Raw genomic sequence first — 22,001 nt, 5'->3', positions numbered from 1 at the left:
GCACCGGCAGGATCCGCTTTCTGGACGCGCTGGAACTCGAAACGATTATCTGGCTGTCCGAGGAACGCCTCACCGGTCTTCTCGACCCGTCACACAGCCGCTGGCGGGGTGAAGCTGAGGAGCCGGGTTCGTGAGACGCGCCGCGATCGTCCGCGGCAACGCACAGGAGCTATGACCTCCACAGCAGACATCGACGCTCGCCGCGAGCTGCTGCGGCGACGTTTCGCGGTGTGGCAGCCGCGCACCCTGTCGGACTGGCTGGATGACTGTGCCGAACGCCATGGCGAGCGGCCGATGGTGCTCACCGACGACCGCGAGCTCAGTTACGCTGACATCTCGGCCGAAACACGTTGCCTGGCTGATGGTTTAGCATCCCTCGGCGTCAGACCGGGCGATCGGGTGGCAATGGTGATGGCGAACTATCCGGAGTTCGTCGCAATCAAGTTCGCCATTGCCCGGGCAGGAGCCATCGCCGTTCCGCTCAACTATCTCTATCGCAGCGACGAGCTACGTTTCGTCCTGGCGGATTCGGGATGCCGAGTCGTCATCACCATGACGGGTTTCGCCGACCAGGATTACCAAGCGATGCTCGACGGCATACCCGATCCGCCCACGCTGGTGCTGCTCGACACCGACGGCCGGGCGCGTCCTGGCATGCTGACGGTGGAGGGCTTGGCCGCGTTGGGCGAGCGCAACAGTGGTGCCAGCGACGGTCGCACGGTCGATCCGCTCGGACCTGGCGACATGCTCTACACCTCAGGGACGACCGGATCGCCCAAGGGCGTGCTGGTGTCCCATGATGCGGTGTTGCGCACCGCTTTCGCCTCGGCACTGACCCGGGCCTATCAGGATGGTCGGCGGATCCTGTTCTCGTTGCCGTGCTACCACATGTTCGGCTACGTCGAAGGCCTGCTGTCGGCCAGCTTCGTTGGCGGGGCGGTCATCCCGCAGACACGCTTCTCTGCCGATGGCTACTTCGCGGGCATTCAGCGGCACCGTGCAACCGACATCTTGTGCGTGCCGACGATGGCGGTGGCGATGATCGAGCACCCGGCGCGCGGCGACTATGACCTGAGCTCGCTCACGGCGATCTTGTGCGGTTCGGCGCCGGCGCCGATCTGGCTGTGGGAACGGATCCAGGCCGAATTCGGTGTCAGCGAGATCGTCACCGGCTACGGGATGACCGAGGCCGGCGGGGCGATGACGCTGACCCGCCCGGAGGATCCCCTGGAACTCACCTCAAACACCGTGGGGCGCCCGAAGATTGCCGGCTCGGCCGGGGTCCCGGGAACGGATGCACTTGTGCAGTACAAGGCGGTTCACCCCGAAAGCGGCGCCACGCTGCGGCCGGGCGAGGAGGGCGAGCTCGTGTCGCGCGGGCCCACCACGATGCTGGGGTACTGGAATCGGCCCGACGACAGCGCCGCGACGCTGCGGAACGGCTGGTTGCATTCCGGTGACCTGGGCCTGGTGCGGGATGATGGGAACCTCCAGGTCACCGGGCGCAGCAAGGAGCTCTACAAGAGCGGCGGAGAGCTCGTCATGCCCAGGGAGATCGAAGATGTCCTCGCCGCCCACGACGCGATCAGCCAGGTGTTCGCGATCGGGCTACCCGATGAACGTTGGGGTGAGATTGGCTGTGTCGTCGTGGTTCCGGCTCCGGGTGCCGCTATCACCGAGGCCGATGTGCTGGCAGTGTGCCGTGCCAAACTCGCGAGGTTCAAAGTCCCTAAACGCGTGGTTTTCTACCGTGCGGACGATCTGCCGACCACGCCGACGGGCAAGGTCCAGAAGTTTCGACTCGTGCAACAGCTCCGCGCCTCAGCTGGTTCGCAACCAAATTTAACGGAGAATAGAAAATGATGATAGCATCGGCGGCACTACTTCTAGATCACGTCCACACTTTTTAATTTTTGTTAAGGGGAACCGTGAGGTGAACGCTTTCGACGACCGAGTGTCGACGGCTCGACAGCTCTATCGGGCACTCGCCGCTGGGGACCGTGCGGCGTTGTCGATGCTATTGCATCCGGACTTCGTCGGTTACGCCACCGACGGCCTTCCGCTCGACATGGGCGGACGACACGACGGACCTGAGGCAATGCAGCGTGACCTGTGGTGGACAATTGGACGCCACTACAAGGTAGAGGCGCAGCCGGAGGAGTTTCGCCTTCTCGATGACGGCAGACTGTTCGTGGCTGGTCACTACCGCGGAGAGGGCCGCAAGTCGGGCAACCGCCTGGACGCGGCATTCATCCATCTCATCGCCTTCGCCGATGACAGGCGCATCGTGTCACTGCACCAGCTGACCGACAGCGCGGCATGGGTGCAGGCCCTCGGCGGCGATGCGGAACTGAAGACTATCGACTACGCAGTGACCGACGCAGTTGCCACCGTGTGCCTGAACCGTCCGGACGTCCGCAACGCCATCGACATGCAGGTGGCAGAGGAAACTCTCGATGTGGCGCGCCGCATCGCCGCCGACGACTCGATTCGGGCGGTGCTCATTTGCGGCAACGGCCCCGCGCTGACCGTCGGCGGCGACATCGACTACTTCCTCGCCCGCTCCGGCGAACGCTTCGGCGCGCTGTTTGCGCAGATGACCACACCCTTCCACGAAGCGTTCCGCGTCCTGAGTCGTATCGACGCACCGATCGTCACCGCCGCCCATGGCGCGGTCGCCGGCGGCGGGCTGGGCTTTGTGTATGCTGCGGATCTGGTCATCGCCGCCGAAAACAGCAAATTCGTGACCGCCTTTGCCGCACTGGGGCTTTCGGGAGACGGCGGCGGAACGTGGTATCTGCCCAGACTGATCGGTGCTCGTCGTGCCGCTGAGGCCTACTTGCGCAATAGGCCGATCGACGCTGCAGAGGCGTTGGAATGGGGATTGATCAACGAGATCGTGCCCGCCGAGGAACTTCGTAGCCGCGCCGAGGCGGTGGCGCGAGAGCTGGCTGATGGACCCACGCGGGGTTTCGCACAAATGCGTGCTCTGCTGCGCGACGCATGGCGCAATGACATGTCGACGCAGCTGCAAGCCGAGACCGAGGCACTCCGCCATATCGGCGACACGACGGACGCGGCAAGGGCCATCAACGATTTCGCGGCCAAGCGCCGTACGAAATTCACCGGAAGGTAGCACATGGGACTCATCCAGGACTCTGTGGAGCACAGGGCAATTCGTGAGAGCGTGGCCGGCATCGCCTCGCGCTACGGGGTGCAGTACTTCACCGAACGCGGCCGATCCGGCGGTGGCATCGAGGAACTGTGGAAAGACCTCGGGGCCGCCGGACTGCTCGGGTTACACCTGCCCGAAGAATACGGCGGCGGGGGAGCAGGCATGGCCGAAGCCGTCGTCGTCGTCGAAGAACTTGCGGCACATGGCATGCCGTTGCTTGTCTGGGTCATCTCGCCGGCGATCTGCGGCAACATCCTGGCCCACCATGCCTCGGAGGACATGAAGCAGCGCTGGCTGCCGGTGATCGCCCACGGAACCAAGATCATGGCGTTCGGTATCACCGAGCCTGACGCCGGCTCCAACAGCCACAAGATGAAGACTACCGCGCGACGCGCCGACAGCGGGTGGACGATATCGGGTTCGAAGTACTACATTTCGGCGGTCGATCAGGCTGACGCGATCCTGGTGGTGGCCCGTGATGCCGACCACTCGACGCCGGAGAAAAGCGCGCTCTCGCTGTTCGTGGTGCCGACAAACAGCCCCGGCTTGACCTATCAACAGATCGACACCTCGATCGTGTCGCCAGATAAGCAATTCACCGTGTTTCTCGACGATGTCGACGTCGGCGAGGATGCGCTGATCGGCGTCGCGGGCAACGGCCTGCGGCAGGTGTTCGACGGCCTGAACCCGGAACGAATCCTGGTGGGCGCCTTGTGCGGTGGGATCGGACGGTACGCGATCGGCAAGGCCGTCGACTACGCCAAGCAACGACGCGTATGGGACACGCCGATCGGCGCACATCAGGGCATCGCCCACCCGCTGGCGGAAGCGCATATCGCCGTTGAGCTCAGCAGGATGGCCACGGCTCGCAGTGCTGACCTCTTCGACGCGGGCGAACCTGCGGGCGAAGCCGCCAATGTCGCGAAGTTCGCCGCCTCGGAGGCCGCGCTCAAAGCGCTCGACCAGTCGATCCAGACCCACGGCGGCAACGGGCTGTCGCATGAATACGGACTGTCCGAGCTGTGGTTCGTGACGCGGCTCATGCGCACCGCCCCGGTCAGCCGAGAGATGGTGCTGAACTTCGTCGCCCAGTCGTCACTGGGCCTGCCGCGCTCCTACTAAGTCTCGAAGGAAATCTTCATGAGTACAACGCAATTCGACGTCGCCGTGATCGGAGCCGGGGCCGGTGGGCTGTTCACCGCCGCACGCCTGGCACACCGCGGCTACCGCACATTGGTGGTGGAACGGCTCGACAAGGTCGGCGGTCGGGCCTCCACCGACGACATCGACGGTTTCAAGGTCAACAACGGTGCCATCGTCATCGAAGTCGGTGGCATTACCCAACAGACCTGCGAGGAGGTCGGCGCTCCGTTCGACATCCGGGAGCCCAAACCGCCGCTGCTGTACCGCATCGGCGGCAAGGACGTCGACGTCACCGGCGGTGGCTGGGGGTTCTTGTTGAGCAAGCTCACCCGCCAAGGCGCCAAGCTGGTGAAGGGTATCGGCGCGGCGCGCAACGATTCGGGTTTGCCCGAAGACGAGATCTCCACCGCCGAATGGGTCTCGCGGTACACCAAAAACGGAGGCGTGCATGGCATCTTCCGCAATATGTGCGCATCTATCTTCGCGGTTGGTTCCGAGGATCTGCCGGCACGGGTGTTCCTCACCTATTTCACCCGCAAGAGCGCGTTCAAACGGTTCGGGTTCCACCCGGAGGGCACCATCGGCTTGTGGCGCAGCCTGGCGAGCGCGATCGAGTCGCACGGCGGTCAAGTGTGGCTGTCCACGCCGGTCGTCAAGATTGTTTCCGACGGCGCGACTGTGACCGGCGTACAGGTGATCCGGGACGGCGAGACGATCACCGTGGACGCGCCAGTCGTCGTCAGCGACATCGGGCCGGCGGCCACGGTCAAGCTGCTCGGCGAGGAGAACGTACCGGCCGATTACCAGGATCTGGTGAAGAAGGGTGACCGGCCCACTGCCATGATCTCGGTCAACTTCGCCAGCCAGGAGCGGTTGGTCGACGTGCCAGGGATGTTGAGCTTTGCCAACTCGCAGCGGCTGGCCTACATCGCCAACTTCACCGACATGTGCCCCGAGATGGCGCCGCCGGGATGGAACCTCTACGTGGGCACCGCGGTGCCCAAGCCGTCGATCGGCGATTTCGACGACGCCGCCGAGATCGAGCTGTTGCTGCAAGACCTGCGCGACAACATCGACCGCTTCGACGAGCGCGCCAGAATCCTGAATGTCGCAGTCACCCGTGATGATTGGCCGCCGCAGCGGGCAGTGGCGGGCTTCGATTTACCCTCCGACACCCCATTCGCGGGCTTGTGGAACGTCGGCGATGCGGTCAAGGAGTACGCCAACGGCGGCACCACAGCGTGCGCCGAAACGGCACAGCTGGTGGTAGACAAGATCATCGCAGCCCACCAGCTCACTGCCGGTTAGCGTGCTGCTGCGGTCTTTCGGGCGCGTTTGGTGATAGGCGACGCGGACGGCGCCGGGCTGAGTCCGTTGCGCACCAATACTTGAGCATTCGACACGATGGTGTCCACCGAACTGCGGTGCGGATCGAACCACTCCGCGGACCAGTTCAACGCACCGATCACCAACAACTGAGCGATCCGAGTGTCCAGATCGTCCCGGAGCTGACCGTCGGCGCGCGCATCATCGAACAGGCGCCGCCAGATCCGGCCGTAACCAGCCTCTTCCTTGAGCTGGCGTGCGCGCAATCGGTCCGGAATCTGCCCCGCGTTGCGGATCGTTGCCGAGGCGTAGTCCGACAGCTCCAGCTGATGGCGCAGATGTCCCTCGACGGCCGCCAGGATCTTGTCCATCGGCGAGGTGTCCGGCGGCAGTGCGTCCAACACGCTCTGCAAATGCTTACGCATTTCGGCGATCCCCGCGTACATCACCTCTTCGATGAGATCCTCGCGGGACGCGAAGTAGTAGTAGATCGCCGGTGCCTGCAGCTCCGCGCACTCGGCGACATCGGACAGGCGAGTACCGGCATAGCCCTTCACGCTGAGAACGTGAGCGGCGGCATTCAGGATACGGTTACGGGTGCGCGCCGACTTGGAGAGCGTATCGTCGGGGGCCGCGTTCCGCTGCACCACCGATTTTTTAGTCACGATTTGATTATATGCGAAATTGCTGTGGCGATTCCCGCACAAGCACATCCGCTCAGGCGTACCTGACAGAGTTGCGTTGCACGCGAGGTCGATCACGCCGTCGTCGGTGCCGACGGAGGTCTCGACGACATCGCCGTCGTGCAGGTGGCGTAGTCGCGTGCGTCACCTCACTGCAGCCCGTGTTGGCGAGCGAGCATCGGTAAAAGGATGCGTCGCGGCACGAGCTGGCCTAGCCGGGTGGCGATTCGGGTGGGCCAATTAGGGATGACAACTCCGCGATCGTGTTCGAGTGCATCGATGCCGATCCGCGCCACGTCGCGGCTCGGCATGTACATGAACTTCGGCAGCGCGACGGCCTTGTCGTCGACGCCAGCAGCGGTGAGGAATTCAGTGCGAACCGGGCCAGGGCACAGGGTCGCGATGGTGACCCCGGTGCCGGCTAGTTCGCCGCGTAGCCCTTCGCCGTAGATGTGTGTGAACGCCTTCGTTCCGGCGTATCCGGCCTGGCCGGGGGTGGGCAGGAAGCCGCTTGCTGATCCGACGTTGAGGATCGCGCCCCGTCCACGGGGCACCATCTGCTGCACCGCGCGTGTGGTCAGGTCGATGACCGCTTCGACATTGACTCGCACCTGTGCGATTTCGGCTTCGACCGGTGAGTGGGCGACCGTGTCGACCGTGCCGATGCCGGCGTTGTTGACCAGGATGTCCACCGTCAAGCCGCGTTCGGCGATGGTGTCGAACAGGCGCGCCCGTTGTTGCGCATCGGCGACGTCGCAGGCGATGACTTCGATGTGGACCGTGCCGGCTAGGTCTGCGGCCAGGTCGCGCAGTCGGTCTTCGCGTCGGGCGACCAGGGTGACGCCGTAGCCGCGGTCGGCGAGTTCCCGGGCGATGTCGGCGCCGATACCCGACGAGGCGCCGGTGACGACGGCGGTACTTGTCGCCGTGGGCTTAGAGAGGGTCATGTTCGGACCTTTCTTCGTGGACGCGTTGCGAGAGAGACTCCGGTTCAGCGTTTTCGCCAAATGCGCGCTGGTAGTAATTGGCCCGCATCGACTGATCCATGTCGTCGGCGATTTTGCCGATGCCCATGGCGAGCAGCACCCGCTCGCGTACGGCGCGGCCGACTAGATGGCCGAGTTTGATGCCGATCCATTGGCTGGCCGGGGACCACACCTCGAAACGGTTGTGCGCCACCGCGTCGACGACCGCACGGGCGCAGTCGTCCGGGGTGGCGGTGGGAAGCAGCCGCGACGGCCGGCGGGTTCCCTCGGTCATCGCGGTGGGGATGTATCCCGGATGAAGGAGGGAAAAGCGCACGCCGCTGTCGCGGTATTCCAGGCGCAGGCACTCGGTCAGCCCGACGACCCCGTGTTTGGTGGCTGTGTACACGGCGCTTCCGGGTTGGGGTACCCGACCGGCGGCTGATGCGACATTGACCAGGTGTCCGCAGCGGCGCGGCAGCATCCGCTGCAGCCCCAACCGTGAGCCGATGATCGGGCCCATCAAGTTGACTGCCACCTCACGGCGAGAATCCTGATCTGAGCCAGTGTGAAATCGGCCCATCCAGTCGATGCCGGCGTTGTTGACCAGAACGGCGAGCGGCCCGTTGACGTTCTCGGCGATGTCGAGGAACGCGGCAAACGATGCTTCATTGGTGACGTCTAGTTCAACGCCGATCGCGCCATTGCCGAGTTCAGCCGCCAGGCTCTGGGCCGCCGCAACGTCGAGGTCGCCTATCGCGACGCGGCCGCCCGACCGCGCGAAGTGCTCGGCAATGGCGCGGCCGATGCCGTGGGCGCCACCGGTCACCGCGACCGATACGCCGTCAAACGTCACTTTGGCCGAAGGCGATTTCTTCGAGCGGATTCTTTTCATCGCTGCCCCTTCGAGTTCGCGCGGATGACGGGTACCGTGCGCTCCAGACTGAACGCATGCAACGCGGTGAGGACGGTGTGCTGATCGGCGACGAGTGCCGCGACCTGCGCCGAGCCGAGCAGGCTGTCGACGGCCGCGCGGCTTTCGGTACCGAACATCACCGCGCCGTGATAGCGACGCGCAGGCGGGTTGTCGTGCGCGACACCGGGTGAGGTATGAGCCAACCGCGTCCAGGGCAGGAAGGTGTAGGTGCGCAGATCGCGCGCGCCCGCGGCAAAGAGCGCCGGTCCGATCCGTTCGTGCACGAACGCCCGAAAGACACTGCCGCGCACCCCGCGCCGTCGGCGCAGCAGCAGTGCCACGTGATGCCCGACCGTGTCATCGAAGCCGTCGGTCCACCAGCGACCGCCACCGGGTCCGGTCGGCTGTCCGAGCACCCTTTCGAAGGCGTTCTGCTCGTCGAGGTAGACCTCGCGCGCGCGCAGGCCCGTCATCAATATCGCGACCGCGCTGCGGAAACGAATCTCGGAACAGCCGTCGACGCGCCATGCTTTGGCGATCGTGGTGCCAACGCCCGGTGTCGCCGGCCAGAACCCGTGGTCGGTGGTCGAGAAGAGCCGTTGGTTGTATTCGACCAGGTTCGGAAGCTTTTTGACTTTCTCGGCGTGATCGGTTGCCCAGTAGGTGGTGGCCCCTTCTCGCGCCAGGTCGCTTCGTAGCATCAGCGGCGACACCATCGACGTGGTGCGAATGGGCCGGATCATCGTTGGCCCGAATCCATGCGGATCACCGGGACGGTGCGATCGACAGCAAATGCATGGACGGCAGTGCACGTCAGGTGCTGGTTCTTCACAGCGGCGGCAACTCGCGGCACAGCGATGATGTCATCGACCTCAGCGCGGGTACCGGCGCCGAACACGACCGCTCCGTGATAGCGCCGGTGGGACGGATTCTGGTGAGACACTGCGAATGTCGTCTGCGCCCTGGCTGCCAGGGGCAAAAAGGTGTAGGTCCGCAGGTCGTGCGCTCCGGCGGTGTGCAGCGCGGGGCCCAGCTGAGCGTGAATGAATGCGCGGAAGGACCGGCCCGAGACACCCCTGCGCCGGCGGACCAGCAGAACAGTGCGGTGCCCGATCGAGTCGTCGTGGCCGGTCGTCCACCAGCGGCCACCCCCGGGTCCAGTCAGGTGACTCAGGCAATGCTCGAAGACGTTCTGCTCGTCGAAGTACACCTCGCGCATATGCAGCGGTACGCGAAGAGCGCCGATGACCCCGGGTAGACGCACCTCGGTCATTCCGTCGATCGGCCAGTCCGGCGGGACGATAGTGCCGACGGTAGGGGTCGCTGGCCAGTATCCGTTATCTGTCGCTGAGAAGTGATATTGGTTGTACTCCATCAGGTTTGGCAGGCGCCCGGCAATCTCGGCGTGCGGACCGGCCCAGTAGGCGTACGCGACGTCGCGTGCAAGATCGGCGCGGAGACGCAGCGGGTAGAGCCCCGAGGTGGTGCGGATCGGCAGAGACATCAAAGGCTCCCACGCTCGACAGGCTCGGATGCGGCTGGGTCTGCCCCGCGGAGCATGAACTGCTTGTGTGTGCGGATCTCGTCGCTGTAGCAGTCGATCGGCTTTCCGCCGTGGAGCGCGATGCACACGTTGCAGAACCCGCATACCGGAGCATCGGGGATCGGCACCTTAATATGCCGGAAAAGAAAGGGATTAGCGATGAATGCCCGCGCTGCTGAGACCGCGTCGCAGCGGCCGGTGGCAATGGCGGATTCCATACCCGCCGCCGTGTAAAAGCCGCCGACGCAGATCACCGGAATGTCGAGTTGGGCCGTGAATTGTTCGGCTTGCGGCAGGTTGAATCCCTCGCTGCCCGGCGCCAGGCGTTCGGCAGCCCGCTCGATCACCGGAGCGAAGGCCCGCATCGCCGCGCGGCGATAGAGCGGCAGCTTAGCGGCCGAGCCCTCCGTGACTTCGGCTTTGATGAAGCCCTTGTAGTGACCCAAAACCGTCGCCGGCCATGATTCGTAGTGCCCTCGCGAAACCTCGACCGCATCAAGTCCTTCGTCTTGCAGTATCTTGGCGACCCGGACGAGTTCGGCGGTGGTCGCCCCTCGACGGAAGGGGAGCGCGTCGGTGCCGTTGATCTTCAACAGGATTGGGAAATCATCGCCGACGCGGATGCGTATTGCCTGGTACACCTCGCGTAGCACTCGCATCCGGTTGTCGAGGCTGCCGCCGTAGCCATCAGTGCGCCGGTTGGTGTGCGGAGTCAGGAACTGGTTGAGCAGGTAACCGTGGGCGGCGTGGATCTGCACACCGTCGAACCCGACATCTTGCGCACGCTGCGCAGCGGCCGCGAAGGTCTCGACCAGTGAGGGTATTTCGTCGCCGCGCAGAGGTCGCGGCTTGGTCCCGAACAGTGGTTCGCGAACCGATGACGCTGAAACCGTCGGCTGGCCGGCTACAGCGGATTCGACGATCTGGCGGCCGCCATGATTGAGCTGTGCGATAAGCAGGCTGCCGCCACTGTGCGCGAGCTGCACCCACTCACGCAGACCCGGTTTCTTGTCGTCGTCGTCAATGCCGGCCTGCCGTCCGGCGGACTTGCCCTGAAGTGACACGTACAGGTTGCCGGTCACGATCAGCGGCGTGCCGACACGCACCATGGGTTCGTAAAACTCAAGAAGTTCGTCGGTGACGAATCCATCATCAGTAGAACGCGTTTCGCTCGTTGCCGACTTGAACAGTCGTCCTGCAACGGTGAGCGACCCGATCTGCAGTGGTGTCAGCAGTGGGCTGCCTGAACTGGCAATCATCGGTGCTCTTCTTTCTCAGCCCAGTATGGGCTTGCGGTCGATGACGAGTTCGTCGCGGCGGGTTTGCATCGAGGCTTCGACGCGTCGGGCGAAATCCTCTGCGGGTTCGTTGGTTTCCGGATACATGGCCGGCAGTACCGCGATAGTCAACTTGGTGGCCACAGCAGATCCGTCGTCATCCGTACCTCACGGTGTTTCGCTGAGTGCCGAGGTCGATGGAGCCGTCGTCGGTCGCCACACTGGCCTCCACAACGTCCCCATCGCGCAGGTAGTTGGGGTTGTTTGATTGCCGCTTGAAAAACGCCTTCCACTTCATCGCCGGCGGCAGCAACGAGCCGATGATCTCGATCGGCTTGGGTGGGGCGCTCAGTGCGGTGCCGATCGGGGTGCCGGTCATGATCACGTCGCCGGCGGCCAGATCTTGGAACCGGCTCAGCGACTGCAATGCCTGCAGCGGCGTGTACAGCATGTCACCCTGCACCAGCATGTTCTGGCGCACTTGACCGTTGACGCGCAGACGAAGCCGAAGGTCACCAAAACGTTTCAGCTCGTCCGCGTCGAGCAGCACCAGCGCCGGCCCGACCGGAGTGAACGTCGGGTAGGACTTGGCTTCGTAGAACTGGGTCTGCGGAAGCTGGATGTCGCGGGCCGACACGTCGTTGGTGACCACCAGCCCGGCGATGTAGTCGGCCCAGTTCAATTCGGAGATCGTGGTGCCGACGGGGATATCTCGACCGACCACCAAGCCGATCTCCACCTCGTAGTCCACGAACCGAACGTGGGCGGGTTTCACGATGTCGTCGAATGGTCCGCAGATCGACGCCGACGACTTCCGAAAGAACGTCAGCGGAAGTGTCTTGGGGTCCATGCCAGCGTCTTTAGCGTGCGACGCGAAGTTGGTCATCTGCGCCACGACCCGGCACGGTGCCGTCACCGGAGACACCAGGACGAGGCTGTCGACGGGCACCGTGTCGCTGCTCGCGGCGGCGTCGATCGCGGCGCGGTCCGCGAGCAGTTCACCGGTGGTGGCGGCCTTGGTGTCGATGCGCGCTGCGCCGGTGGCGGTTTGCACCCACCAGGTGTCGGCGGTGCGGAGAATCGAGCTGGTCATGATCTGGCTACTTTCAACAGGCCGATGAGGCGGTGGATATCGAATTCGTTGTCGCCGCGAACGGCGCTCAACATCGCGCGGGCTTCGCCGCGGACGTATCGGGGGCTCGTGCCCAGAAAGTCACTGGTGGCCGGCGGTCCCCACTGAGCGAGGCCGGACGCGGTAAACGGTGCCCATCCAGGTTCGAGCGTGTTGTCAAACATGTCGCCGTCGGCGAAGTGCTCGACCATGAATCCGTCTGGATCGCGCCAATAGTCGAAGATTTGGCTGCCCTGAATGTGGCGACCGATCCCCCAAGACCGCTGGTAGCCATGGTCTTTGAGATACTCGCCGCCGGCCGCCAGCGCGTCGAGGTCGGACACCTGATAGGCCGAGTGGATGTAGCGGTTCGACGGGCCGAGTGCCATCGCCAGGGTGTGGTGATCGGCAGGCATCGAGCCGCGGTCGCAGCGGATAAAACTCATCGTAGGTCCACGGTCGCGTTGGCCGGGGAAGAACAGGAAGTCGCTGACGATCATCCCGAGGTTGTGGAGGTACCAGTCAAGTGCTGCAACGTACTTGGTGCTTTGCAGCACGACGTGGCCGAGTCGCTGCACCTTGGCGGGCGTCCGAGGCGGCCGTTGCGTCGCGTTGACGCGGTTCAGGTCGTGGCCGAAGTTCAGGGTGTGGGGAGTTTGCGCGGGCAGCCGGTCAAGCGGGTGGGTGCCAGCGACGACGTGCACGGGGATGCCGCTAGGGTCGACCAAGTCGACGGTCTGCCCGCCGATGGTGTCGGGCAGCGGGCGGGTTCGAGCGCCGGTGGCGTTCGCCAGGCGTAGCAGGTCGGCTTCGTCCTGCGCTTGGAACGCCATACCGCTGAACCGTGTGGTTAGGCCACGGCGGATGATCACGCACGGCGTGCCCGGATCGGTGCCACGCAGCTGCAACTCCGTCTCGGTGCGCAGGACGGTCGCGAAACCGAAGGCGTGTGCGAACGCCTCCGCCCGAGTGAGGTCAGGCTTCTCAAATTCCAGCCATGCGAGGTCATTGACCTTGATCACCGGGTTGCGCGAACGGCCCGAATGCTCACCTCGTCGGGCACCCTGCTCACTGTGCAGGTCTTGGTGTGCGGTCTTCATTGGGGTGTCACCTCAGATCAGTTGGTCGAGCCGACGAGATGTGGTAGTGGTGTGCGGGCTGACCATCCTGGTGCAGCGCCGCGGACGCGGTCGATGACGGTCTTCGGCTGGTCTGGCACCGTGTTGCCACGCCACGCGACATGGTGGTCGGGGCGGATCAGGACGAGACCACGTTGATAGAGCGCGCGGGCATGATCGTCGCGAATATCGACGATCTTGAGCGGCATCCCGCATTGGGCTGCCGCGGCGGCGAAGTCGGCCACGTCGATGTCATCGAATCGCAGCAGGGTGAAGCCGTGCCCGAACAGGTCGAAGATGGCCTGGCCGTCTTCGAGGAAGAGGCTGGGCGGCCGGACACCAGGAAGTGTGCTGGGCGTGTAGCTGTCCATGCGCTCCGCAGCTGCTGTGTGCGGCTCGTGCCAGATGACCGGTGAGTTCTCATAGCGATACCCGAATTCGATACCGTCAGCCTCGTTCTCGAGATTGCCGAGATCGAGGATCTCTCTACCCAGGCGTCGACGGCTGAGTTCCCCGTTCCAGCCTTCGCTGTGAATCTTCTTGTGGTGCATGGTTTTGATCGCCAACCGCACCAAAGTGTGCCGCGCCGACGCTGTCCGATTGCGCGCGGCAACGGTCCGGCGCTCGACTTCGTAAGCTTCCAGCAGGCGACGATCTCCCCATCCCTGAAGGATCGCGGCAAGCGCGCACCCCAAGCCCACGGCGTCGCCCACACCGGTGTTCATGCCGTAGCCGCCGGCCGGAACGACTTGGTGCACGGAGTCGCCGGCCAACCAGACACGGCCGCGGCCATAACTTTCGGCGAGCGACAGACGCGGGCGCCACGCGTTCGCGACGACGATGTCGCAGTCGAACTCGATCCCTAGCTGCGCAAACAGGAACTGCTTGGGGTCGATCGCATCGGCGTCAACGCCCGCTCCCAGCAGGGTGTGCACTGTCCAGGTGTCGCGGTCGTTCTGCGAGATCAGTGTCCATCCCTCGGGGGACTGGGTGTGCCAGGCCGTGCCGAACCGCTCGAGCAGCCGACGGTCGGGAGAGGTGAAGTGGATCAGATAGACCCGGCCGTCCATTGGCATTTCGCGGTCGTCGAGATAGGCGCGAACGGCTGCCGACACGATGCGGCGTGGGCCGAGTTCACGCGCCGCGAGTCGATACAGATGGATGTCGTCGAGCTTGATCCCTAGACCCTCGCGGACGACGCTGCCTGCGCCGTCGCAGCCGGCGAGGAACTGGGCGCGGACGTTGCGGGTTTCTCCGGTTGCCGTGCAGCGGATTACGGCGTCGATACCGTCGGCGTCTTGTCGAAACGACTGCAGGCCCCAGCCGTACCGAATGTCGATCTGCGGGCAGCTAGTCTCCAAGATGTTTTTGAGCGCCGGCTCAAGCACTACCTGCGACACCCGCATGGCGGGTTCGAGCGGCATCGTGCCGTCGTTGCACTCGCGGATACGACTGCGGCGTTGCGCCACGGTGGGATACCGAAAGCGAGCCAGCTCCCAGCCGCTGAGTTTGGTCACCCATGACACGTCGAACGGATGATCCTCGGGTACAGCGACTTTGCGCAGTTCCTCAGCCACACCGAGGTGGCGGAACAATTCCATGCTGCGGCCGTTGGTGATGTCCATTTTTGGGTGGGTGGTCGTCGACGGATTGCGCTCGACCAACATCGCTGGCACACCGTGGCGAGCCAGAACCAGCGCCAAGGTGAGACCCACAGGGCCGCCACCCGCGATCAGAACCGGGACAGGCTCGGGCAGCGCCCCAGTAGTGGCTTGCACGCCCATGGCCGCGTCCCTTCGTCGTGATGCGCTAGTTCTCACGAACTCCGCTGACACCATATTGAACACTATTGTTCAATATAAGTCAATACTGTTCTATAATTACCACATGTGCCGCTTCAGCGGCCGGACGATGGTTAACCACACCGCAGGTACCGCGTACCAGCGCTACCACCCGACGGGGAGAAGGCCGGTCAGCGTGTCGTCTGACGGCGCTCTCGGCAAACCGTTGACCCAGCCGGGTGTTCAAAATAGAGCACCTTAGGGACCGATAGCACATGTATGTACCATTGATTAGAACGGTTGGACCGACTCGAGGCCAGGTGGCATGTCAACACCCACGGATCAGCGGATCAGTGACGCCGCCGTCCGTCTGTTCGTTGAAAAGGGAACGACGCAGCTGACTATCAGCGAATTGGCCCAAGAAGCGAATGTGGCCCGCGGCACGCTCTACCGCAACATCGGGTCCATGGAGGGATTGTTTGATCGCATCGTCGCCGAACTCAGCGCAGACATGCACAAGCGCGTATCGGCAACGTTCGTTGGCATCGACGATTCGGCTGCACGACTGGCCACCGGCGTACGGCTGTTTGTCCGCTACGCCCATGAGAACCCGATGATGGGCCGCTTCGCCGTCAGGTTCGGGCTGTCCGACGAGTCGCTGCGGGCCTGGATGACCGGACCGCCCATGGCGGACATCAGTGCTGGTGTCGCTGCCGGCAGATACGCGATCGGCCCGTCGAGCGTCGACAGCGTTGCCTCGCTGGTCCTCGGCGCCACCGTGAGCGCGATGTGGATGGTCCTCGAGGGGCATCAGACATGGCGCGAAGCCGGATCATCGACTGCCGAGCTCCTCTTGCGCGCCTTGGGAATTGAGGCCGCCGAGGCACATGAAATCTGCACAGCCGAACTACCGCGCTTGAACTAGCGGCGATCGCCAGCGCGGTGAAGCCGGACGCAGCGGTCGCCACTGGAACGGCCTAGAGTGACGGTCAAGTCACCGGGCCGGATCCTTGTCGGCGGTGAGATCGAGTGCGATGTCGACGAGCATGTCTTCCTGCCCCCCGACCATGCCGCGACGGCCGGCTTCTTCGAGCAGGGTGCGCGCATCGATGTCGAAGCGTTCGGCGGCTGTTTCGGCGTGGCGCAGGAAGCTGGAGTACACGCCGGCGTAGCCGAGGGTCAACGTCTCGCGGTCGACCCGCACCGGCCGCTGCTGCAACGGGCGGACGATGTCGTCGGCGGCATCTTCGAGGGCGTGCAGGTCGCAACCGTGGCTCCAGCCCATCCGGTCGGCGGCGGCGATGAACACCTCCAGCGGCGCGTTGCCCGCGCCCGCGCCCATCCCGGTCAGCGAGGCGTCGACGCGGTTGGCGCCGTGTTCGACTGCGACGATGGAGTTGGCCACGCCGAGCGATAGGTTGTGGTGGGCGTGAATGCCGATTTCCGTTGTGGCATTCAGCATTTGACGCGCAGCGTCGACACGGTCGGCAACGCCGCGCATGGTCATCGCACCGCCGGAGTCGACGACGTACACGCAGGTGGCGCCGTAACTCTCCATCAGTTTGGCCTGCTCAGCCAACGCGGGCGGGGTGATCATGTGGCTCATCATCAAAAAGCCGACGGTGTCCATGCCCAGTTCGCGCGCCGTGGCGATGTGCCGAGCGGAAATGTCGGCCTCGGTGCAGTGGGTGGCCACCCGGACGACGGCGGCACCCGCTTGGTGGGCATCCTTCAGATTGCGCAGGCTGCCGATGCCGGGCAGCACCAGCGTGGCGACCTGAGCGCGACGCACCGCGCCTGCAACGGCTTCGATCCATTCCAGGTCGGTGTGGGCGCCGAACCCGTAGATGCAGCTCGATCCACCCAGCCCGTCGCCATGAGCAACCTCGATGGAGTCCACACCCGCGGCGTCAAGGGCCACGGCGATCGTCACGGCCTGCTCGAGGCTGTACTGGTGGCGCACCGCGTGCATGCCGTCGCGCAAAGTGACGTCACTGACGTAGATCATGATGGCGCTCCGGCTGTTTCGGTGGCGTGAGTGGCGATGCGTTCAGCGGTGGCCTTGGCCGCCGACGTCATGATGTCGAGGTTGCCGGCATAGGCGGGCAAATAGTCTGCGGCGCCGGCAACCTCGAGGAGAACGGTGACCCGGGTGCCGGTGAACTTGCCGGTCTCGGGGATGTACAGCGGGTTGCTGGCGGAAAAGGTCTCGAATTGGATCCGTTGCTTGAGGCGATAGCCCGGTACATACGTGCTGACCGCGTCGACCATGGCCAGCACGTCGGTCTCGATCTGATGATGATCGGCATCTCCGTCGACCAGACAATAGATTGTGTTGCGCATCAGCACTGGTGGATCCGCCGGGTTGAGGATCATCACCGCCTTGCCGCGCTGTGCGCCGCCAACGACTTGCAGGGCGGTAGCGGTGGTTTCGATGAACTCATCGATGTTGGCACGGGTTCCGGGACCCGCGGACTTGGTCGACATCGACGACACGATCTCGGCGTAGGACACGATCCCGGACTGCGCGACGGCGACGACGATTGGTACGGTGGCCTGTCCCCCGCAGGTGACCATGTTCAAGTTCGCCGCGTCGAGGTGTTCGTCGAGGTTAACCACCGGCACACAGAACGGCCCGATCGACGCGGGCGTGAGGTCAAGCATACGCACCCCGGTGTCGGCCAGCTTGGCCGAGTTGGCGCGGTGTGCGCCGGCGGAGGTGGCGTCGAAAACGATTCGGATGCCAGCGAAATCGGGCATCGACAGTAGGCCGTCGACACCGCGCGCTGTGGTCGGCACGCCCATGTGGGCGGCTCGCGCCAGCCCGTCGGAGTTGGGGTCGATGCCCACCATAGCGGCGACGGTCAGCGGACCGTCGCTACGCAAGATTTTGATCATCAAGTCAGTACCGATGTTGCCGGAGCCGATGATGGCCACCGGCCATTTGCATTGTGACGACATGGTTTTCCTAGGTGAAGGTCAGCGACGCGGTGCCCAGGCCGCTGATGGAGGTGGAGGCGTCATCGCCGGAATGAACGAAGGCGGCCGAGGTGAACGACCCGGACATGATGAAGTGGCCGGGCAAGATCTCGGTGCCGAACGCGGTCAGTGCGTTGGCCAGCCAGGCGACCGCGGCAGCCGGGTCGCCCATCACCGCCGAACCGACACCCGACTCGATCTCGGTTCCGTTCAGCCACAACGACGCCCTGGCACACCTGAGGTCCAGGCCGTCATCGTAGGGCACCCAATCGCCCACGACGACGGCTCCGGAGCTGGCGTTGTCGGCGACGGTGTCGGGCAGCGTCAGCTTCCAATCGGCGATGCGGCTGTCAACGATCTCCAATGCGACGGCAACCGCTTGGGTCGCGGCGCGTACGTCGTCGACGGTGACGCCGGGCCCGCGCAACGGTTCGCGAAGCAGGAAAGCGACTTCAGGTTCGACCCGCGGCGCGCAGAACCGGGCAGCGGCCACCGCTGCGCCGTTGGTCAGCACCATGTCGTCGAGGATGTAGCCGAAGTCGGGTTCCTCGACGCCGAGCAGGGTTTGCATCGGTTCGGAAGTCAAGCCGATCTTGTGGCCGACCAGCGTGTGACCATCGCGCAGTCGCCGGGAAAGGTTGACCTGCTGTACCGCGTAGGCGCCGGCAACGTCCAGGCCGGGAAAGCGTCCGGTGAGTGGGCCGATCGGCGCGCGGCCGGTCTGCGCCGCATACAGCAGATCCGCGGCCTCTTGGACCACGTTGTCCGTCAATGTCATTGGCCAGCCGCCTCTGATACCAGGCGCATTGCGGTGTCGAATAGCGCTTGAGCATGCAAGTCGAACAGCCCAACCAAGTCCACCGCGTCGCCGCCGATCTCCTTGGCAATGAACAACCCATCGGCGCCGGCAATCGCATACGTGACTAGTTGGTGTATCTGGGCGTCGTCAAGCCCTGGGGTGAGTCCCCGCACGGTTTTAACGAGCTCGTCGTGGGTCTGCGCCCGGGCCTGCAGAAACATCGCCCGCGCCCGCGGCTCGACCGGGCGGCGCTCCAGCGCCAACATCAGACCGAGCCGAATAAAGTCAGGCGAATCCAGCAGGGCCTTCGCGATCTGCATCGCCAAACCCACCAGCCGGTCGCGTGGCGCGCCCTCATCGGGCACCCGCCACGCCTTCAGCCAGTCGGCGAAGCTGCGCTCGATCACCGCCGCGATCAAGTCGTCCTTGTTCTTGAAATGCCAGTAGATGGAACTGGCCGGCAAGCCGCATTTCGCGCTGACCAAGGCGATGCTGGTGCCCTCGTAGCCGCGCTCGGCGGCGATCTCGGTGGCGGCGTCAAGGATGCGCTCACGCGACAGCTCGCCATCGGCGCGTTTGCGCCGTTTCGGCTGGTCCTTTCCCGCCATCTCAATTCTCCTTGCCCAAGGTCTTGACTCCGTAGTGATCGTTACACTACCGTAGCGATCACTACAGAACAAGCCCCTCGGCGATGAGAGACAAACGTGACCACTCCAGATACCTATGACGTCGCGGTGATCGGCTATGGGCCGACCGGCGCCACCGCCGCCAACCTCCTCGGCCAGCTCGGCCTGAAAGTACTTGTGGTCGAGCGTGATCCGGACGTTTACGGCCGCGCCAGGGCGATCTCCACCGACGACGAGGTCATGCGGATCTGGCAGTCCGTCGGGCTGGCCGACCGGCTGCAGCAGGACATGCTCCCCGACCGCCCGCTGAATTTCGTCGACGCCGCCGGTGTGCCGTTCATCGACCTGAAGATCAGCCCGCGCGGCTCCGGACATCCCCCGCAGCAGTTCCTCTATCAACCGCAGGTCGATCACGTGCTGCGCGAGGGCGTGCAGCGATTTTCAAACGTCGACGTGCTGGTCGAACACGAGTGCCTGCGGGTCGTGCCCAAGGGCGACGAGGTGGAGCTGATGCTGGCCGACCTGCGCACCGACACTTTCAGGCGCTTCAACGCGTCCTATGTGATCGCCGCCGACGGCGGCTCGTCACCGACGCGGGGGCAGCTCGGGATCGGTTACACCGGGCGCACCTACACCGAGCGCTGGGTCGTCATCGACACCAAGGTCCTCAAGGAATGGGATGCGCATGACCGGTTGCGGTTCCACTGCAATCCGGCCCGACCAACTGTCGACTGCCCGACTCCGCTCGGCCACCACCGCTGGGAATACCCCGCCCGCGACACCGAAGATGAGCAAGAACTCCTGCGCGAAGAAGCGATCTGGAAGGTGTTGAACGACCAGGGCATCACGGACGAGAACGTCAAGATCCTGCGGGCCGTCATCTACAGTCACCACGTTCGCGTTGCCGACCGCTGGCGGGTGGGCCGTGTCTTTCTTGCCGGGGACGCCGCCCACGCGATGCCACCGTGGATCGGACAGGGTATGTCGGCCGGGGTTCGCGACGCGGCCAACCTCTGTTGGAAGCTCGCCGCCGTCCTCAAGGGACAGGCGCCCGAATCGCTACTCGACTCCTACCAAGCCGAACGCAAACCGCACGTCACCGAGGTCACCCGGCGCGCCTGTCTTACCGGGCGGGTGATCACCGAGCGCAACCCCGCGATTGCCTTCCTGCGCAACCATCTGCTGCGCACGGTTTTGCGACTGCCCGCGCTGAGCTCCCGGCTGGAAAAGCTGACCTGGATCCCCGACGCCCGATACCGCGAGGGTTTCTTCACCGCTGGCGGGCACCGTGCCGTCGGCTGGCAGATCCCGCAACCTTGGGTGACCGACGGTGACGGCGCGCAGGTGCGCCTTGACGACGCTCTCGGCGGGCAGTGGGCCATTTTGCACATCGGCCCACCGCCGAGCGGCACCCAAGAATGGGCGAAACTGGGTGTCCCGACGATCCAGATCAGTGAACCGGAGCTCATCCGCTGGCTGCGACGCAGGAAAGCGGCGGCCGCGGTGCTGCGCCCCGACGGATTCATCTATGCCGCAGCCGAATCTGGCCAGCCGCTACCGCCACCACCCGCCGGCTACACCGGCAACATCGTTGCTACCTCGACCAAGACCGGAGCCAGCGCATGACGACGACCAACTTGATCGAGCAGACCATCAACGTTGCCGGTAAACCGATCTTCTTCGCAGAAGCTGGCAGCGGCCCAGCCGTCGTCATGCTGCACGGCGGCGGGCCCGGCGCTTCCGGAGTATCCAACTACTCGCGCAACATCGACGCGCTCGCACCGCACTTTCGCGTCATCGTGCCCGACATGCCCGGCTACGGCCGCTCCGCAAAAGGCGTCGACCAGTGCGACCCTTTCGGCTACCTCGCTGACATGATCCGCGGGCTGCTCGACGAACTCGGCGTCACCACAGCCCATTTGATCGGCAACTCGTATGGAGGCGCGGCCGCGCTGCGATTGGCGTTGGACACACCACACCGGGTCGACAAGCTGGTGCTGATGGGTCCCGGAGGGATCGGCACGACCCGCGGCCTGCCCACACCGGGTCTGAAAAGACTGCTGTCGTACTACGGCGGCGACGGCCCCAGCCGTGACAAGCTGGCAACGTTCATCCGGAACTACCTGGTTTACGACGGGGCTTCGGTTCCCGAGGACCTGATCGACTTGCGCTACGCCGCCTCGCTCGATCCCGAGGTGGTCGCGGATCCGCCACTGCGCCGCCCGTCCGGCCCGATGGCACTGCGCACCCTGTGGCGCATGGACCTCACCCGCGACAGCCGTCTCAAGCATCTTTGGACACCCACCCTGGTGTTGTGGGGTCGCGACGACAAGGTCAACCGCCCAGCCGGCGGTCCGATGCTGGTGAATCTGATGCCCAACGCCGAGTTGGTCATGACCTCACGCACCGGCCACTGGATGCAGTGGGAGCGTGCCGATCTATTCAACCGGCTTGTCGCCGACTTCCTCAACACACCTTCGGTTTTCGACCAATGAACATCTTCGGCAACGTGCACCTCGGCTATATCGTCATCGAGACCGACAGGTTCGCCGACTGGCG

21 protein-coding genes are annotated in these 22,001 nt (G+C 64.5%); 7 read left to right on the top strand and 14 right to left on the bottom strand.

All coding sequences use genetic code 11. The annotated features are described in order from the left end of the window. The first annotated feature begins 171 nt into the window (after window positions 1–171). The 4 genes from VEI45_RS11420 to VEI45_RS11405 all read left to right on the top strand — a co-directional run bounded on the left by VEI45_RS11420 (window position 172) and on the right by VEI45_RS11405 (window position 5,626). Window positions 172–1,863, top strand: a complete 1,692-nt coding sequence (locus VEI45_RS11420; protein WP_324853181.1) for a class I adenylate-forming enzyme family protein — start codon at window positions 172–174, stop codon at window positions 1,861–1,863. A 70-nt stretch (window positions 1,864–1,933) separates the two neighbouring features. After that, the gene (locus VEI45_RS11415; protein WP_324853178.1) at window positions 1,934–3,136 is read left to right on the top strand and encodes an enoyl-CoA hydratase-related protein; all 1,203 of its coding nucleotides are present in this window, start codon (window positions 1,934–1,936) and stop codon (window positions 3,134–3,136) included. Window positions 3,137–3,139: 3 nt separating this feature from the next. Beyond that, entirely contained in the window at window positions 3,140–4,297 is a 1,158-nt protein-coding gene (locus tag VEI45_RS11410; protein ID WP_324853176.1) for an acyl-CoA dehydrogenase family protein, read from the top strand. A gap of 18 nt (window positions 4,298–4,315) precedes the next feature. Then, window positions 4,316–5,626: a phytoene desaturase family protein gene (locus tag VEI45_RS11405; protein ID WP_324853174.1), complete on the top strand. Its 1,311-nt coding sequence runs from the start codon at window positions 4,316–4,318 to the stop codon at window positions 5,624–5,626. Here VEI45_RS11405 and VEI45_RS11400 read toward each other — a convergent pair. The 10 genes from VEI45_RS11400 to VEI45_RS11355 all read right to left on the bottom strand — a co-directional run bounded on the left by VEI45_RS11400 (window position 5,623) and on the right by VEI45_RS11355 (window position 15,041). Then, complete coding sequence (locus tag VEI45_RS11400; RefSeq protein ID WP_324853183.1) at window positions 5,623–6,294, bottom strand: TetR/AcrR family transcriptional regulator; 672 nt, start codon at window positions 6,292–6,294, stop codon at window positions 5,623–5,625. The two genes, VEI45_RS11405 and VEI45_RS11400, sit on opposite strands and share 4 nt — an antisense overlap. Window positions 6,295–6,476: 182 nt before the next feature. After that, window positions 6,477–7,274 (bottom strand): SDR family oxidoreductase, encoded by a 798-nt coding sequence (locus tag VEI45_RS11395; RefSeq protein ID WP_324853172.1) that lies wholly within the window; start codon window positions 7,272–7,274, stop codon window positions 6,477–6,479. After that, window positions 7,261–8,187 (bottom strand): SDR family oxidoreductase, encoded by a 927-nt coding sequence (locus VEI45_RS11390; protein WP_324853170.1) that lies wholly within the window; start codon window positions 8,185–8,187, stop codon window positions 7,261–7,263. Before VEI45_RS11390 ends, VEI45_RS11395 begins: the two co-directional genes overlap by 14 nt. Next, on the bottom strand, window positions 8,184–8,951 hold the full coding sequence (locus VEI45_RS11385; RefSeq protein WP_324853168.1) for a hypothetical protein: 768 nt from the start codon (window positions 8,949–8,951) through the stop codon (window positions 8,184–8,186). The genes VEI45_RS11390 and VEI45_RS11385 overlap by 4 nt, the downstream gene beginning before the upstream one ends. Beyond that, window positions 8,948–9,712: a hypothetical protein gene (locus VEI45_RS11380; RefSeq protein WP_324853166.1), complete on the bottom strand. Its 765-nt coding sequence runs from the start codon at window positions 9,710–9,712 to the stop codon at window positions 8,948–8,950. The genes VEI45_RS11385 and VEI45_RS11380 overlap by 4 nt, the downstream gene beginning before the upstream one ends. Then, window positions 9,712–11,010 (bottom strand): NADH:flavin oxidoreductase, encoded by a 1,299-nt coding sequence (locus tag VEI45_RS11375; RefSeq protein WP_324853164.1) that lies wholly within the window; start codon window positions 11,008–11,010, stop codon window positions 9,712–9,714. Before VEI45_RS11375 ends, VEI45_RS11380 begins: the two co-directional genes overlap by 1 nt. A gap of 15 nt (window positions 11,011–11,025) precedes the next feature. Next, window positions 11,026–11,172 carry a hypothetical protein gene (locus tag VEI45_RS11370; protein ID WP_324853162.1) on the bottom strand — a complete coding sequence of 49 codons (147 nt, stop codon included), beginning with the start codon at window positions 11,170–11,172 and terminating at the stop codon, window positions 11,026–11,028. 13 nt (window positions 11,173–11,185) lie between these two features. Beyond that, complete coding sequence (locus VEI45_RS11365) at window positions 11,186–12,121, bottom strand: fumarylacetoacetate hydrolase family protein (protein ID WP_324853160.1); 936 nt, start codon at window positions 12,119–12,121, stop codon at window positions 11,186–11,188. Beyond that, window positions 12,118–13,239: a VOC family protein gene (locus VEI45_RS11360; protein ID WP_324853158.1), complete on the bottom strand. Its 1,122-nt coding sequence runs from the start codon at window positions 13,237–13,239 to the stop codon at window positions 12,118–12,120. Before VEI45_RS11360 ends, VEI45_RS11365 begins: the two co-directional genes overlap by 4 nt. 17 nt (window positions 13,240–13,256) lie before the next feature. Then, complete coding sequence (locus VEI45_RS11355; protein ID WP_324853156.1) at window positions 13,257–15,041, bottom strand: FAD-dependent monooxygenase; 1,785 nt, start codon at window positions 15,039–15,041, stop codon at window positions 13,257–13,259. Between the two features lie 322 nt (window positions 15,042–15,363). On the opposite strand from VEI45_RS11355, the gene VEI45_RS11350 reads away from it, so the two are divergent. Then, the gene (locus VEI45_RS11350; RefSeq protein ID WP_324853154.1) at window positions 15,364–15,963 is read left to right on the top strand and encodes a helix-turn-helix domain-containing protein; all 600 of its coding nucleotides are present in this window, start codon (window positions 15,364–15,366) and stop codon (window positions 15,961–15,963) included. 69 nt (window positions 15,964–16,032) lie between these two features. On the opposite strand, the gene dmpG is transcribed toward VEI45_RS11350, so the two are convergent. From dmpG to VEI45_RS11330, 4 genes are read right to left on the bottom strand one after another with little or no spacing between them, the layout of a single operon-like run. Beyond that, window positions 16,033–17,046 carry a 4-hydroxy-2-oxovalerate aldolase gene (gene dmpG / locus VEI45_RS11345; protein ID WP_324853152.1) on the bottom strand — a complete coding sequence of 338 codons (1,014 nt, stop codon included), beginning with the start codon at window positions 17,044–17,046 and terminating at the stop codon, window positions 16,033–16,035. Beyond that, window positions 17,043–17,999, bottom strand: coding sequence for an acetaldehyde dehydrogenase (acetylating) (locus tag VEI45_RS11340; protein ID WP_324853149.1), 957 nt, complete (start codon window positions 17,997–17,999; stop codon window positions 17,043–17,045). Before VEI45_RS11340 ends, dmpG begins: the two co-directional genes overlap by 4 nt. 7 nt (window positions 18,000–18,006) lie before the next feature. Beyond that, entirely contained in the window at window positions 18,007–18,795 is a 789-nt protein-coding gene (locus VEI45_RS11335) for a 2-keto-4-pentenoate hydratase (protein WP_324853147.1), read from the bottom strand. Next, window positions 18,792–19,424: a TetR/AcrR family transcriptional regulator gene (locus tag VEI45_RS11330; protein WP_324853145.1), complete on the bottom strand. Its 633-nt coding sequence runs from the start codon at window positions 19,422–19,424 to the stop codon at window positions 18,792–18,794. Before VEI45_RS11330 ends, VEI45_RS11335 begins: the two co-directional genes overlap by 4 nt. Before the next feature lie 96 nt (window positions 19,425–19,520). Between VEI45_RS11330 and VEI45_RS11325 the strand changes: the two genes are divergently transcribed. Together VEI45_RS11325 and VEI45_RS11320 are read left to right on the top strand one after the other, a co-directional pair. Beyond that, window positions 19,521–21,068 carry a bifunctional 3-(3-hydroxy-phenyl)propionate/3-hydroxycinnamic acid hydroxylase gene (locus VEI45_RS11325; RefSeq protein WP_324853143.1) on the top strand — a complete coding sequence of 516 codons (1,548 nt, stop codon included), beginning with the start codon at window positions 19,521–19,523 and terminating at the stop codon, window positions 21,066–21,068. Continuing rightward, the gene (locus VEI45_RS11320; RefSeq protein ID WP_324853141.1) at window positions 21,065–21,937 is read left to right on the top strand and encodes an alpha/beta fold hydrolase; all 873 of its coding nucleotides are present in this window, start codon (window positions 21,065–21,067) and stop codon (window positions 21,935–21,937) included. Before VEI45_RS11325 ends, VEI45_RS11320 begins: the two co-directional genes overlap by 4 nt. The last annotated feature ends 64 nt before the right edge of the window (window positions 21,938–22,001 follow it).

Source organism: Mycobacterium sp., assembly GCF_035623875.1.
In the GTDB taxonomy this organism is placed as follows: Bacteria; Actinomycetota; Actinomycetes; order Mycobacteriales; family Mycobacteriaceae; genus Mycobacterium.
This window is presented reverse-complemented; position numbering and strand designations above follow the sequence as displayed.

Bases quoted from the DNA above. Each gene is read 5' to 3' on its own strand.
- VEI45_RS11320 (WP_324853141.1), top strand. From the start codon at position 21,065: ATGACGACGACCAACTTGATCGAGCAGACCATCAACGTTGCCGGTAAA.
- VEI45_RS11375 (WP_324853164.1), bottom strand. From the start codon at position 11,010: ATGATTGCCAGTTCAGGCAGCCCACTGCTGACACCACTGCAGATCGGG.
- VEI45_RS11395 (WP_324853172.1), bottom strand. From the start codon at position 7,274: ATGACCCTCTCTAAGCCCACGGCGACAAGTACCGCCGTCGTCACCGGC.
- VEI45_RS11380 (WP_324853166.1), bottom strand. From the start codon at position 9,712: ATGTCTCTGCCGATCCGCACCACCTCGGGGCTCTACCCGCTGCGTCTC.
- VEI45_RS11390 (WP_324853170.1), bottom strand. From the start codon at position 8,187: ATGAAAAGAATCCGCTCGAAGAAATCGCCTTCGGCCAAAGTGACGTTT.
- VEI45_RS11350 (WP_324853154.1), top strand. From the start codon at position 15,364: ATGTCAACACCCACGGATCAGCGGATCAGTGACGCCGCCGTCCGTCTG.
- VEI45_RS11385 (WP_324853168.1), bottom strand. From the start codon at position 8,951: ATGATCCGGCCCATTCGCACCACGTCGATGGTGTCGCCGCTGATGCTA.
- VEI45_RS11340 (WP_324853149.1), bottom strand. From the start codon at position 17,999: ATGTCGTCACAATGCAAATGGCCGGTGGCCATCATCGGCTCCGGCAAC.
- dmpG (WP_324853152.1), bottom strand. From the start codon at position 17,046: ATGATCTACGTCAGTGACGTCACTTTGCGCGACGGCATGCACGCGGTG.
- VEI45_RS11410 (WP_324853176.1), top strand. From the start codon at position 3,140: ATGGGACTCATCCAGGACTCTGTGGAGCACAGGGCAATTCGTGAGAGC.
- VEI45_RS11365 (WP_324853160.1), bottom strand. From the start codon at position 12,121: ATGACCAGCTCGATTCTCCGCACCGCCGACACCTGGTGGGTGCAAACC.
- VEI45_RS11360 (WP_324853158.1), bottom strand. From the start codon at position 13,239: ATGAAGACCGCACACCAAGACCTGCACAGTGAGCAGGGTGCCCGACGA.
- VEI45_RS11330 (WP_324853145.1), bottom strand. From the start codon at position 19,424: ATGGCGGGAAAGGACCAGCCGAAACGGCGCAAACGCGCCGATGGCGAG.
- VEI45_RS11405 (WP_324853174.1), top strand. From the start codon at position 4,316: ATGAGTACAACGCAATTCGACGTCGCCGTGATCGGAGCCGGGGCCGGT.
- VEI45_RS11335 (WP_324853147.1), bottom strand. From the start codon at position 18,795: ATGACATTGACGGACAACGTGGTCCAAGAGGCCGCGGATCTGCTGTAT.
- VEI45_RS11420 (WP_324853181.1), top strand. From the start codon at position 172: ATGACCTCCACAGCAGACATCGACGCTCGCCGCGAGCTGCTGCGGCGA.
- VEI45_RS11355 (WP_324853156.1), bottom strand. From the start codon at position 15,041: ATGGGCGTGCAAGCCACTACTGGGGCGCTGCCCGAGCCTGTCCCGGTT.